At 63.6% G+C, this 13,082-nt stretch carries 8 protein-coding genes; 2 read left to right on the forward strand and 6 right to left on the reverse strand.

The features are described from left to right. Positions 1-164 precede the first annotated feature (164 nt). The 6 genes from AB5Z02_RS13700 to AB5Z02_RS13725 all read right to left on the reverse strand — a co-directional run bounded on the left by AB5Z02_RS13700 (position 165) and on the right by AB5Z02_RS13725 (position 9,652). Positions 165-1,034, reverse strand: a complete 870-nt coding sequence (locus AB5Z02_RS13700) for a hypothetical protein (RefSeq protein ID WP_368216171.1) — start codon at positions 1,032-1,034, stop codon at positions 165-167. Continuing rightward, entirely contained in the window at positions 1,031-5,020 is a 3,990-nt protein-coding gene (locus AB5Z02_RS13705; protein WP_368216172.1) for an amino acid adenylation domain-containing protein, read from the reverse strand. Before AB5Z02_RS13705 ends, AB5Z02_RS13700 begins: the two co-directional genes overlap by 4 nt. A gap of 126 nt (positions 5,021-5,146) precedes the next feature. Continuing rightward, positions 5,147-5,914 carry a 2,3-dihydro-2,3-dihydroxybenzoate dehydrogenase gene (gene dhbA / locus AB5Z02_RS13710; RefSeq protein ID WP_368216173.1) on the reverse strand — a complete coding sequence of 256 codons (768 nt, stop codon included), beginning with the start codon at positions 5,912-5,914 and terminating at the stop codon, positions 5,147-5,149. Beyond that, positions 5,911-6,858 carry an isochorismatase family protein gene (locus AB5Z02_RS13715; RefSeq protein ID WP_368216174.1) on the reverse strand — a complete coding sequence of 316 codons (948 nt, stop codon included), beginning with the start codon at positions 6,856-6,858 and terminating at the stop codon, positions 5,911-5,913. The genes dhbA and AB5Z02_RS13715 overlap by 4 nt, the downstream gene beginning before the upstream one ends. After that, a complete protein-coding gene (locus AB5Z02_RS13720; RefSeq protein WP_323892492.1) occupies positions 6,855-8,507 on the reverse strand; it encodes a (2,3-dihydroxybenzoyl)adenylate synthase in 1,653 nt (550 codons plus the stop codon). Before AB5Z02_RS13720 ends, AB5Z02_RS13715 begins: the two co-directional genes overlap by 4 nt. Further along, positions 8,504-9,652, reverse strand: a complete 1,149-nt coding sequence (locus AB5Z02_RS13725; protein WP_368216176.1) for an isochorismate synthase MenF — start codon at positions 9,650-9,652, stop codon at positions 8,504-8,506. The genes AB5Z02_RS13720 and AB5Z02_RS13725 overlap by 4 nt, the downstream gene beginning before the upstream one ends. Positions 9,653-9,918: 266 nt before the next feature. Here AB5Z02_RS13725 and AB5Z02_RS13730 point away from each other — a divergent pair, with 266 nt between their 5' ends. Continuing rightward, positions 9,919-11,871 (forward strand): TonB-dependent receptor, encoded by a 1,953-nt coding sequence (locus AB5Z02_RS13730; protein ID WP_368216177.1) that lies wholly within the window; start codon positions 9,919-9,921, stop codon positions 11,869-11,871. A gap of 126 nt (positions 11,872-11,997) precedes the next feature. Continuing rightward, positions 11,998-13,062 (forward strand): 3-deoxy-7-phosphoheptulonate synthase, encoded by a 1,065-nt coding sequence (locus tag AB5Z02_RS13735; RefSeq protein WP_368216178.1) that lies wholly within the window; start codon positions 11,998-12,000, stop codon positions 13,060-13,062. Positions 13,063-13,082: the final 20 nt, after the last annotated feature.

The raw sequence follows: 13,082 nt of genomic DNA on the forward strand, positions 1-13,082 counted from the left end.
CGGCGATGAGTGGCAAGGTATGCCGTAAATGGTGCAACTTTGCAGCGCTGAATGCAGGATGCAAAATGTGAAAAAGGGGGGGACTTGCTCCCCCATTGAGTTACTCAAGTCAGCAGTTACTTCAGTTAGCTGTTACTTCGGTCCGCCGTTACTCCAACCAGCAGTTACGCCAGCCACTGTTGCAGCTGGCTGGCCATGCCAGCTGGCAGCAAGTGAGCGCGACTCAGCAAGCGGCTGCGCCAGGGCTCGGCCTGCAAGGTGGGGCAAATTCGCATCTCCCGTCCCCGGTCAGCCACGCGCACCAACCGATCGATGAGGGTCTCCAGCGGCGGATGCGCCGGCCAGTGAGGATAGAGGTCGGCCGTCGCGATCCCGGCCAGCTCGCACACCCGCTCCTCTTCCCCATCTACCTTCCCATCAACCATTGGCCTAGGGTGAAGGACATGCAGCCAGCCCGGCCGTGCAGCCTCCAGCAACTGGCCCAGCGTCGGCTGCGCAAAATGGGGATCCCCTGCGGCTTTGAGCAGATGACGCGCCCCCGCCAGCACCACCAAGCCGCGCTGGGGAAGTGTTAGAAGATAGTCGGCCAGCGCCTGATCCCGCCCCCTGTTGTGCTGCTGCCATCGCTCCGGGCTCATCTCCTGCCACTCGAATAAGGGCTCGCATAGATGCACCCGTAGCCGCATATGTTCAGGGCGCACCAGATTGCTCTGGCGCAGAGCGGAAAAGAGAGCCGGAAACTCGGGGGCCATCCAGGCAGGAAAAGCGCAGGAGTCGAGCCAGACCGGATAGAGTCGTACCAGCGTCAGCGGCTCACCCTGCCAGCTCTCCTGCCCCGTCAGCCAGGCATCGAGCAAGCCTTGATGGCGGCGGTTGCCGCACTCCAGCACCAGATCTGTCATGACTCCCCAGAGCGCCGGATCACACAGCCAGGCGTGCTGGCGCCGGATAAAATCCGGATGCCAATGCGGCTCCCCCAGCCCCACCAGTTTGCCCGCCAACAAAGCTTCCCTGATAGCGGCAACAGGGGTCATGCGTCCCCCTCCTGCCGGATGTGCGGTTGTTGCCCGACCCCATCGACCCGTTCACAAATAAAAGCGCCGATCTTCGCCAGCCAGTCGGGATGCACCATCTCCTGATGCAGACAGGGGAAGCGCTCATAGCGGATGTCCCCTTTTGTCAGCAACGCCCAACCGCGTCCATCCAGCCAGGGCTGGCGGGAGGCTGACGCCTCGATAAAGATCACCTCCCCGTGGTAGCAGTAGTCGACCGGCTGACGGATTAGCCTGTTGTTGTGGCCCACCAGCTCAATCATGGCGCTCACCACCTGCTCGTCGAGCATGGCCAACGCACTCCCCTCTGCCCCCAGTCGGGCCACCACCTCATCGCGAGTAAGGGAGTCGAGCGCCTCGTCCGCAACCGCAATGCCCCCCATCCGCAGCAGCGCATCAAGCATCCGCTGCTCGTCGGGCAACGGCTGGGTCTGCCACTGCTGGCAGGGGTAGGCGTCCAGCAGCAGCACCATGGCCACCTCCTGTCCCTGCTCTTGCAGCATGGCGGCCATCCGGTGCACCAGCATGCCCCCGAGCGACCAGCCGAGCAGCCAGTAGGGCCCCTCGCTCTGTTGACGACGCAGCTCGGTCACATAGTCGAGTGCCAGCTCGTCGAAACTGGCGGGCAGCGGCGCATCCGGCTGACAAAGCGCCCGCGCCTGCAGGGCATAGACCGCCATGTCGGTCGGCAGATGGGGCACCAGTGGCGCATAACACCAGCCGAGCCCCCCTGCGGGGTGGACGCAAAAGAGGGTGGGGCACGATGTGCCAGACTGCGCACCATGCGCCCGCAGGGGCAACAGCATGGGCATCGCCTCCCGCTCGCCGCCAAGACGACGCGCCAGCTGGGCAGGGCTCGGCGCTTCGAACAGGCTGGCCAAAGTGAGCGCCTGTCCGGTCGACTCTTCAATGCGCACCACCAGCTGCGCCGCCAGCAGGGAGTGGCCGCCGAGGGCAAAGAAGTTATCGTCGGCGCCGACCCGCGCCAGCCCCAGTACTTCGGCGAAGAGGCGACAGAGCCGCTCCTCCAGCAGGTTTTTTGGCAGTGACTGACCGACCGCCGACGCCATGTCGGGCAGTGGCAGCCCCTTACGATCCAGCTTGCCATTGGGGGTGAGCGGCAGCTCAGCCAGGTTTACCAGGAGCCCCGGCACCATGTAATCGGGCAAGGCAGCGCCAAGGGCGGGTGCCAGCTCGGCCAGCGTCAGCTCCCTGCTATCTGCGGCCACCACATAGGCCACCAGACGGCGATCGCCGGGGGCAAATTCGGGGGCCAGCACCACCGCCTGCGCCACCCGGGGATGGCGCAGCAGCACCTGCTCGATCTCCTCCAGTTCGATGCGTTGACCACGGATCTTCACCTGAAAATCGAGGCGCCCCAGATACTCGATGGCGCCATCCTCACGCCAGGCGGCCAGATCGCCGCTGCGATAGAGCCGTCCCGCCCCGAAGGGGTTGGCAATAAAGCGCTCGGCGGTGAGCTCGGGCTGGCCAAAGTAGCCCTCCGCCACCTGTACGCCGCCGATCCAGAGCTCGCCAGCCACACCGGGCGGCACCGGCTGCAACCAGGGGTCGAGAATGTGGATGCTGGTATTCCAGACCGGATAGCCGATGGGCACGCTGGTCACCGCCTCGTCTGCCCGGCAGGGATACCAGGTGACATCCACCGCCGCCTCGGTCGGGCCATAAAGGTTGTGCAAGGGGGCTGAAAATGTTCCATACCAGCGCTGCACCAGATCCGCGGGCAGCGCCTCGCCGGAGCAGAAGACCTGCCGCAGTGCCCTGCAACGTGCAGGCTCGGCTTGTGCGACGAAGATCTGCAGCATGGAGGGGACAAAGTGCAAGGTGGTGATCCCGGCCTGCTCAATCAGCTCGGCAAGGTAGGCGGGGTCCTTGTGGCCACCCGGTTTGGCGAGTACCAGTCGCGCACCGGTCATAAAGGGCCAAAAAAACTCCCAGATGGAGACATCGAAACCGGCCGGGGTCTTTTGCAGCACCCGATCCGCCGGGCCGATGGGATACATGTGCTGCATCCAGAGCAGCCGGTTGACGATGGAGCGATGGCTCACCACCACCCCTTTGGGCCGACCGGTCGAACCGGATGTGTAGATGATATAGGCCGCATCTTCCGGCCCGGGAGCTGGCAGCTCACAAGGTGCTATCGCCGCCACGTCTATCGTCGCCAGCTGCTCTGCCACACCGGGGGCATCGAGGCAGACAAGTGGTACGGCCACATCGAGCGGCATCTGAAACGTACGACTGGTCAACACCAGCGCGGGATCGCTGCTGGCGAGAATGTAGCCGATCCGCTCCGCCGGGTAGTCCGGGTCAACGGGTACATAGACGGCCCCCACCGCCATGATGGCCTGCTGGGCGAGAATAAGCTCGGGAGCGCGCGGGATCACCACCGCTACCCGACAACCGGGGCCCACGCCCCTCCCCGCCAGATAGCATGCCAGCTGGCGGGTACGCTGGCGCAGCTCGGCCACACGCCAGCGCTCGGCGCCACACTCCAGCGCGATAGCGCTCTGATCTGCCGCCGCCAGCCCTTCGGCCAGCAGTGCGCTCAGAGTGGTAGTCGGCAGCGGATGGTCGGTCTGGTTCCAGCGCGCCAGCTCAGCCTGCTCGCAGGGCAGCAGCAGCGGCAAACGCACCGCCAGGGCCTCGTCACCCGCCTCACTCCAGGCCGCCAGATAGGCGACCAGCCGGGCCAGATGACGCTCGCACTCCTGCTGGCTGAAGCGCCCCTGATGTGCTTCGAGGGTCAGGGTGATGGCGCCAGCCTCCTCGGCAAAGTAGAAGGCGCACTCCTCCACCGGCCCCGCTACCAGCACCTGCACCTCGCCACGAACCTGGTTGTGTCCTTCACCAAAGCTGAGGGTACGGGCAAAGGGCATCAGATTGACCTGAGGGCCAAACAGCGGCTGGCCCGGCTGACGCTGCTGCAACCACTCCTGACGGCAGCCCTGATGACGGCGCAGGGCGGCAAATTGCCGCTCGACCTGTGCCAGCAACTCCTCTACCCGGCTGGTGCCGCTCAGCTCGATGCGCAGGGGCACCACATTGACCTTCATGCAGGGGGTATCGGCCGCCGCTGAGCCCAGCCGCCCCATCAACGGAATACCCAGCACCACCTCGCCGGCGCCGCTCATCCGCTGCACATAACTGGCCACCGCCGCCAGCAGCAGGCTGTAGGGGTGACAGGCCGAGCGACTCGCCCGCGCCACCAATACCTGCCACTGGCGGCCTGCCAGCCGCTGTTCGAAACGATAAGTGGGGCCCGGCCCTTGCGCCGGACGGCGGGAGAGCGACGCCGGGTTCTCCACCCCGGCCAGCTGCTGCACGAAGAAATCGCGATCCCGCGCGGCGCGCGTTGAGTCCTGATAGGCAGCCTCCTCGGCCAGCAACTCCTGCTGAGTCGCATAACGGCAGGGGGCTGGCTGCTCACCGGCGCAGAGCGCCTCATACCAGCTCGCAACCCGCTGGCAGAGCAGGCTCAGGCCAAAGCCGTCGATGGCGATATGGTGCACGGCAATAAACCAGGCCCACCGCCCCTCACCAAGGCGATAGAGGGTGGTGGCAAACAGCGGCCCCCCGGCCAGATTGAAGGGGACGGCCAGCTGCGCACGCATCTCGGCCTGCGCGGCTGCGAGCGGGTCGGCTTCGCTGCGCAGATCCCGCTCGGTCAGTTGCCAGCAGGCGGGATTGGCCACCATTTGCGGGCCATCAGCAGTGGCCACAAAGGCGCAGTGCAGACCGGGGATCTCGTCGATGGTCTGGCGCACCGCACGGGTGAAGTGATGGGGAGCCAGCGCCCCCTCCAGCAGCCAGTACTCGCCGGTATTGCAGGCGGGACTCTGCGGGTATTTTTGCTGGGCAAACCAGATGCCCGCCTGAGCGGTGGTAAGCGGCCAGCGCGGGTGCTCACCACGCTGGTGGGTGGCGCGCATCGCCATTGTCTGTTCCATGGGAATGTCCTTGCGCAAACATCGAGCGGGCAGCGACTTGCCCCTGCCCGCATGGCTGAAAAGCGAGGAGGCCAGGCCTCCTCCATTAAAGAGAGTGTCACGCCTGCCAGATCGGCAGCGCGCGGGCTAGACCCCCAGGGTGGCACCGCCATCGACCACCAGATCCTGCAAGGTGATATGGCTGGCGGCATCGGAGGCGAGAAACAGCACGCAGGCAGCCACCTCGTCGGGGGTCCCAAGTTTGCCAAGGGGGATCCCCAGCTTGAACTGCCCGGGCAGGCCCGCGATGGTGCGCAGCTCTCCTTCCTGCTGCTCCGCCTCCCCCTCCTGCCACATGCCGTACAGCATCGGGGTACGGGTCGAGCCCGGCGACACCAGATTGCAGCGCACACCGTAGGGAGCAAGCTCCAACCCCGCCGTTTGGGTGAGACTGGTCAGCGCCGCCTTGGAGGCGCCATAGATGCCCATCCCCACTCGCGGTACTCGACCGGCATTGGAGGAGACATTGACGATGGCGCCCCTGCGCCGTCCCTGAAACCAGGGGGTCAGGGCCCGCATCAGGTAGAAGGGGGCGAAAGTGTTGATGGCGAAGGTGCGCTGCAAGAGGGCGTCATCCACCTCATCGAGCCTGCCGGTCGCCAGTACGCCAGCGACATTGACCAGCACATCGGGCCCCAGCCCCTCATCCTGCAGCTGTTCGCAGCAGCGGGTCACGGCCTCGCTGTCGCTGACATCGATCACCACTCCCTTCACGTTGCCGGGCAGTGCCTCGGCCAGTTGCAGATCGAACGCCACCACGCTGGCCCCTGCCTCGGCAAAGGTGCCCGCCACCGCATGGCCAATTCCCTGCGCCGCGCCGGTCACCCAGACGGTTCTGCCTTGCCACTCGCTCATGGGGTGCACTCCGGTTCGCTGACGTGCACTTCGTTGACCTGATTAGCTGTTGCCTGATTAACAGTGGGCTGACAGACATTCAGCTGACGGGAGAGGAGCGCCCACCAGTGAGCCAGGGTCGGCGTGCGGGCCAGCTCGGCCAGCTCCACCACCAGCTCCTGCTGACGCCACTCTTCCACCAGCCCCATCACAGCCAGCGAGTCGAGACCGTAATCGAGCAGGTTATCATCCTCGGTGGGCTGCTCCTGCTGCATCTCGGCGGGCAGCCGCGCCAACACCTGAGCACGCAGCGACTCGCGAGTCAGGGGGCGTTTGCTGGCCGCCATCACCTCGGCCACGGTAATCACCCGACCTGCATTGCGGCTGACGTAGGAGAGCGCCAGCAGATGATCCTCGCGGGAGAAGTCGGCGATGGCATCTGCCACCAGGAAGGGGCGGATATCGCGCATAAAGGCATCGACCGCCGTCTGCATCACCCCGATATGGCCGTAGATGCCGCAGATCACCAGCTGATCCCGCCCCCATCCGGCCATCAGCTCGGCCAGCTGTGAGCGGCAAAAAGCGCTGTAGCGCCACTTGGTCAGCACCGTATCCTGCGGCTCGGGTGCCAGCGCCGGGACGATGGGTTGGCGCTCCGGCGCTCGGGTCAACCCCGGCCCCCACATGTCGTTGAGCAGCGCCCGATCGGCCTGGCTCTGCTCGGCGGGCTGGGCGGTATAGACCACCGGCATGCCAAGAGCTCGCGCCTGACGGATCAGGGCCGCGATATGGTCGATGACCTGATTGATCAGCGGATTGTCTGGCCCGTAGAAATCGACGAAATAGTGCTGCATATCGTGGACCAGCAAGGCGGCGCGGCCCGGTTCGAAGGGCCAGTTCACCCGCCCGGTTGGCAGCTCCTCGGCGGTGGGCAGCGGATAGGCGGCGAGGGATTGAATGGTCATGCACACTCCTTGGCGAGCTGCTCGCGCAGCGTCTGTTTGTCTATCTTGCCGACCGGGGTGTGGGGCAGTTGCTCCACCAGCACCAGGCGATCGGGCAGTTTGTAATCGGCTACCCCCTGCTCGCGCAGGAAACGGCGCAAGCGGGGCAGATTGAGGGGCTCGCGGCACATCAAAAAGGCGCAGCTGCGCTCCCCGAGCATGGGGTCAGGCATGGCGACCAGCGCCGCCTGCCGCACCTCCGGGTGGGTCAGCAACAGCTCTTCAATCTCGAGGGCGTCGATCTTTTCCCCACCCCGGTTGATCTGATCCTTGTTGCGCCCCACCACTATCAGATGACCACTGGGCAAGCGGCAGACCAGATCGCCGGTACAGTAGAAACCGTCCCGGTCAAAAGCCCGCTGATTGTGGGCATCAGCCTTGAAGTAGCCGCGAAAGGTGTAGGGGCCACGTGTCCAGAGCTCGCCGCACTCGCCATCGGGCAAGGGGCGTCCGTCGCAGCCTCGCACCTCCACCTCGTCGCCCGGGCTCATCGGGCAACCCTGGGTATTGACGATGTGCCACTGGTCATCCTCGGTGCGGGTGTAGTTGACCAGCCCCTCGGCCATGCCAAACACCTGCTGCAAGCGGCAACCAAGGAGGCTCGCTACCGCATCGGCATGAGCCGGGCTGAGGCGCGCACCGCCCACCTGCACACACTCCAGAGAGGTCTGCGGATAGTGGCTGGCCGCCTCCAGCCAGAGCGCCAGAGCCGGTGGCACCAGTGCTGCCCAGTTGACCTGATGGCGCTGCACCAGCGGCAGACAGGTTGCTGCAGAGGGATCCTTTGCCAGCACCACGCAGCCGCCGGCATAAAACACCCCGAGTGCCCCAGGGGAGCTCAGGGGAAAGTTGTGGGGCGCTGGCAGAGCGCATAGATAGATCACCCGCTCATCCCAACCGCACACCGCTACGCTCTGGCGCACGCTGTAGCCATAGTCATCGTGGGTACGGGGGATCAGTTTGGGGGTGCCGGTGCTGCCGCCGGAGAGCTGGAAAAAGGCGACCTGATCGGCTGGAGTCGGTGTAGGGGTTGGTGCAGTGGCCGCCGGCGGCGAACCATCAGCACGGGCTATGGGGTCAGGCTGATGCCATGCAAATCCAGACTGAAGATCGGAGCCTTCTGCCTGCTCGAACAGCAGTGTCTGGCAGGAAGGCGATACCAGCTCATCAAGGGCTGCCAAGCTCCCCGCTTCACCGGCAAAGCCGGGATGGGAGGGGCTGAGAACCAGCAAGGCGGGCTCAATCTGGCGGGCAAAGGCCACCAGCTCGCGCCGCTGATGGCTGTAGAGGGCATGCACCGCCACCACGCCGCAGCGGATCAGGGCAAACCAGCAGATATAGAACTCGGCGCAGTTGGGCAACTGCACCAGCGCGGTATCGCCATGGCCCAGCCCGCGCGCGGCCAGCCGCGCCGCCAGAGCATCGACCTCACGCTTTAACTGGCCATAACTGAGGGTTCGCTCGCCGCAGATCAGGGCCGTGCGCTCGGGATAACGTGCGGCGGAGTCATCGAGCAGGGCGGTGAGCGGTTGTCCGCGCCACCACCCTTGTGCCCGGTAGTGGGCTGCCAGCTCGGCGGGCCAGGGGGTAAAGGGCACCAACGGCTTCATGCGGTTACCTCCGGCTCCCAGCTCTCGAGGCCAAACGCCCGCAGCATGGTGCCAAGCTTGGCGGCGGTCTCCTGCCACTCAGCTTCGGGCGAAGAGCCCACCACCACCCCGGCGCCGGCATAGAGCCGCAGTTGCCTGCCAGCCAGCACGCCACAGCGAATGGTGACTACCCACTCGCCATTGCCATCGGCATCCATCCAGCCGACTGCGCCGCAGTAGAAGCGGCGATCGTACCCCTCAAGCCGGGAGATGGCCTGACGCGCAGCCGAGAGCGGCGTGCCGCATACCGCCGGTGTCGGGTGTAGCGCCAACGCCAGTGCCAGCACGGGAGAGGGTTCATGGAGCCGCCCGGCGATGCGGGTCGAGAGGTGCCACATGGTAGGAGTGGCGATCACCTGCGGCTCTGGGGGGACGTCCAGCTCGCGACACAAGGGAGCGAGGGCCGCAGCGACTGCATCGGCCACCAGCGCATGTTCATAGCGATCCTTCCGGGCACCCAGCAGTTCGGCACTGGCCGCCTGTTGATCGGAAAACGCGTGGCGCGGACGGGAGCCCGCCAGCGGATTGCTCACCACCGCCATCTCGCTGCGCGATACCAGCAGCTCGGGGCTGGCGCCAAGCAGGGTCTCCCCATCCGGCAGCGGGATCTGGAACACATAGGCCCCCGGATTCTGGGCCAGCAGAGAGCCATAGGCGTGTGCGGGGGAGGTCTGCTCTGCGCTCTGCACATCGATGGCTCGCGACAACACCACCTTCTCGAGCTGCCCCTCGCTAAACTGCTGCAACGCTGCCCGCACCGCCCCCTGATAGTGGGCTGAGCCGGTCACTTCACTCACCTCGCCATGGAGCTGGCAACAGCGGGCGGGTAACAACGCATCCCGTTTGACCCACTGTGATTGCGCCGGGATCACCAGATGCCAGGGGGATTGGGTATCAAACGGAATGGCGCCGATGGCGATGGGATTGACCATCCCCTGCTGGCGCAACTGACGCAGATGGGCGAGGAGCTTCTCCGGCGGGATGCCGGTAAAACTGTCGTGAATACCGGAAGCAACCAGAACCCTGTCACCGCTGGCAAAACAGCACGCTTTATCCAGCCCGGCAGTTGCTGCGGGCCACTCTCCTTCCAGTGCATGGTCACACATGACGGTGCTACTCCTTGGAATGAATCACTGCCTGACACGACTTGAGGTGAGTCATTTGACTCACCAGATATCAGGGTGAACGGCATCCTAACAAGGAGCGAAAAAACGATCAACACAAATGAGAATCAATTTCATTAACTTCTTTTTAGTCAAAAGAGGGTGACGAACGAAACTGAACTTCGCCGATAAAAAAGAGTTGCGATCGGAGCAAATTCAATTTGATAATGATAACGCTTATCATTTGTATATTATGGAAGATGTAAATAATGAAATCCTCAACCTCCCGTTTTATTGCTCCCAGCCTGCTGGCCACTACCATCGTCACCCTGCTGACCCAGCAAGCGATCGCCGCCAGCAACGCCCCTCAAGCCGATGAGGTGATTACCGTCACCACCACGGCGCACAATACCCGCTCGGCACCGGCCTCTATCTCTGTCATCACCGCAGAACAGATCGCCGCCGCGCCCGTCAATGATCTTGCCGACCTGCTGCGCCACGAAGTGGGCATTCAGGCTGAAGCTGACACCAATGGCCGCAGCGATATCGGCATTCGCGGCATGTCCGGCAAGTACACGCTAGTGCTTGTGGATGGCAAACGCCTCTCCTCCTCCAATGCTCTGTGGCGCGGCGGCAACTTCGACAACACTCCGGTTCCCCTTGGCATGATCCAGCGGGTCGAGGTGATCCGTGGCCCCATGTCGGCACTTTACGGCTCCGATGCCATCGGTGGTGTCATCAACATCATCACCAAGCAGCCAGGCACAACCTGGCAAGGGGCGGCCGATGCCGACTTCAAAGCCATCGAGGGCAAGGATGGCGGCGATCAGCACAGAACCAACCTGGGCTTTACCGGCCCGCTGACCGACAACCTGCTGATCCGGATGAACGGCGAGGTATATGACCGTCAAGCCTGGATCCCCACCGAAGCTGCTGACGGTATCCCCCTTATCGAAGCCAAGCAGACCCGCAACTTTGCCTCCACCCTGAGCTGGCTGGTGGATGAGCAGCAGCGCTTCGAGTTTGACTATCTCTACAACCAGGATGAGCGGCCTCTCGATATCTTCCGTAAAACAGGCAACAAGGTGCACAGCCGCCAGCAGCAGAACGATCGCAACCTGTTTGGCCTGACCCACAAGGGGAACTGGAGTTGGGGTGACACCACCGTCATGGCCAACTATGAAAGCTCCCAGATCGATGATTTCAATACCAGCTACTCGGCCCCGCAGCAGCGCGAACTGGAAGAGAACACCCTGACCCTCAAGGGCTACACCAACCTGGCGCTGGCCAACCACTACCTGACCCTGGGTGGTGAATATCTGGATCGGGAGCTGGTGGATGCGGTGAGCTACAAGGATATCGGCGGCAAAGAGAGTCACTCCCAGGAGGCGCTGTTCGCTCAGGACGAGATCGGCCTGACCGACAGCCTGACCTTCACGCTGGGCGGCCGTTACGATCACCACGAAATCTACGGCAGCCACTTCACCCCGCGCGGCTATCTGGTCTATGAGATGAACGATGTGGTGACAGTGAAAGGCGGTGTCAGCCAAGCCTTCAAGGCACCGGCACCACACCAGTACTCCAACGGTTACAGCATCGAGAGCTGCGGCGGCAGCTGCCGCATCTATGGCAGCGACAAGGTCAAGCCGGAAACCAGCACTAACTACGAGCTGGGTGTCATCGCAGGAGAAGGGATCTGGGAAACCAGCGCTACCCTGTTTTACTCCGACATCGACGACATGCTCACCTTCAAGCAGTTGCCGAACTCCACTGACCGCACCTGGTACAACCTGGAGAAGGCCACCACCAAGGGGCTGGAGCTGACCGGCAAGCTCGATCTGACCGACGATATCAACCTTGGCGCCAACTACACCTACCTCAAGGCGGAAGGCGATCAGGGTCAGGCTCTGCCCGAGCGGCCGGAGCACAAGGCCAACGCCAAGATCACCTGGCAGGCCACCGAACGGGTCAATGCCTTTGTCGGCACCACCTACACCGGCACCCAGTTTGCCGAGCAGACCGTCAACAAGGTTGTCGTACTGCACAAGCTGCCCAGCTATCAGACCTTCGATCTCGGCACCGGCTTCAAGGTCACCGAGAACTTTGACCTGCGACTGGGGATCAACAACCTGACCGACGTGCGCCTGCAAGAGAAAGACACCGTCTTCCAGAACGTCGAACCGGGTCGCAGCTACTACCTCAGCGGCTCAGCCCGCTTCTAAGGTAGCCAAGGCCGATATAACAGAGCGCGGGCCCATGCCCGCGCTCTGTTAACCAAGAGAATAAGGGGAAGATCCCCACTGGACAGCAAAGAGCATGCAGATTTCCATTTGTCATCAGGATCGCTCATGTTCACCTCACTTCTGAATGCTTCACCCCTTGCCACCCTGCCCACCCCTGACGAGATGTTAAAGGCCAGACCCTGTCCGGCACGGCTCGCTCGCCAAATCGCACACAGCCGCCAGCAAGCCCGCCATATTCTGCAGGGAGAGGATGATCGCCTGCTGCTGGTGATCGGCCCCTGCTCCATTCACGATCCGGCTGCCGCCCGCGACTATGGTGGCCGGCTCGCTGAACTGCAGGGCCAATACGGGGAGCAACTGCAACTGGTGATGCGCACCTATTTCGAAAAACCGCGCACGACCCTCGGCTGGAAAGGATTTATCTTCGATCCCGACCTTGATGGCAGCGATCAACTGGAAAAGGGACTAACCCAGGCCCGCGAGTTACTTCTGGCCCTTGGACAGGAAGGGCTCGCCTGTGCCACCGAATTTCTCGATCTCACCAGCATGCTTTATCTGGGGGATCTCATCAGCTGGGGTGCCATTGGCGCTCGCACCACCGAATCCCAGCTCCACCGCCAACTGGCCTCCGCCCTCCCCTGCCCCATCGGTTTTAAAAACGGCACCGACGGCAATATCCGGATCGCGGTCGAGGCGATCCTCGCCAGCCGGGCGGCCCACCTCTATACCCAGCCTTCCGGTGATGGCCAGCTGGCACTGGTGCGCAGCCATGGCAACCCCGACTGCCACCTGATCCTGCGCGGTGGCCGCCAGCCAAACTATCAGAGCAGTCATGTGGCAGAGGCTGGCGACTTGCTTCGCCAGCATCATCTGTCACTCCGGCTGATGATCGATTGCAGCCACGGCAACAGCCAGAAGCAGCATGCCCGCCAGCTGCTGGTTGCCCGTGACATTGCCGACCAGCTGGGTGCTGGTAGCCACGCCATCGCCGCCATCATGGTGGAAAGTTTTATCTGCGAAGGGCGTCAGGATATCGGCAGCAAACCGCTGCGCTACGGCCAGTCGATCACCGATGGCTGCATCAGCTGGGAGCAGACGCGGGTAGTGCTCGATACCCTTGCCGAAGGGGTGGAAGCGCGCCGCCAGCAGCGCATTGCCCTGGCGGGGTAAACCGGAACTTGCCTGTGGCA

The sequence above is a fragment of the Aeromonas sp. R2-3 genome, from assembly GCF_040908375.1.
GTDB classification, from domain to species: domain Bacteria; phylum Pseudomonadota; class Gammaproteobacteria; order Enterobacterales; family Aeromonadaceae; genus Aeromonas; species Aeromonas veronii.

Excerpts from the sequence above, each read along its gene's own strand:
- AB5Z02_RS13700 (WP_368216171.1), bottom strand. The coding sequence starts at position 1,034 with ATGACCCCTGTTGCCGCTATCAGGGAAGCTTTGTTGGCGGGCAAACTG.
- AB5Z02_RS13705 (WP_368216172.1), bottom strand. The coding sequence starts at position 5,020 with ATGGAACAGACAATGGCGATGCGCGCCACCCACCAGCGTGGTGAGCAC.
- dhbA (WP_368216173.1), bottom strand. The coding sequence starts at position 5,914 with ATGAGCGAGTGGCAAGGCAGAACCGTCTGGGTGACCGGCGCGGCGCAG.
- AB5Z02_RS13715 (WP_368216174.1), bottom strand. The coding sequence starts at position 6,858 with ATGACCATTCAATCCCTCGCCGCCTATCCGCTGCCCACCGCCGAGGAG.
- AB5Z02_RS13720 (WP_323892492.1), bottom strand. The coding sequence starts at position 8,507 with ATGAAGCCGTTGGTGCCCTTTACCCCCTGGCCCGCCGAGCTGGCAGCC.
- AB5Z02_RS13725 (WP_368216176.1), bottom strand. The coding sequence starts at position 9,652 with ATGTGTGACCATGCACTGGAAGGAGAGTGGCCCGCAGCAACTGCCGGG.
- AB5Z02_RS13730 (WP_368216177.1), top strand. The coding sequence starts at position 9,919 with ATGAAATCCTCAACCTCCCGTTTTATTGCTCCCAGCCTGCTGGCCACT.
- AB5Z02_RS13735 (WP_368216178.1), top strand. The coding sequence starts at position 11,998 with ATGTTCACCTCACTTCTGAATGCTTCACCCCTTGCCACCCTGCCCACC.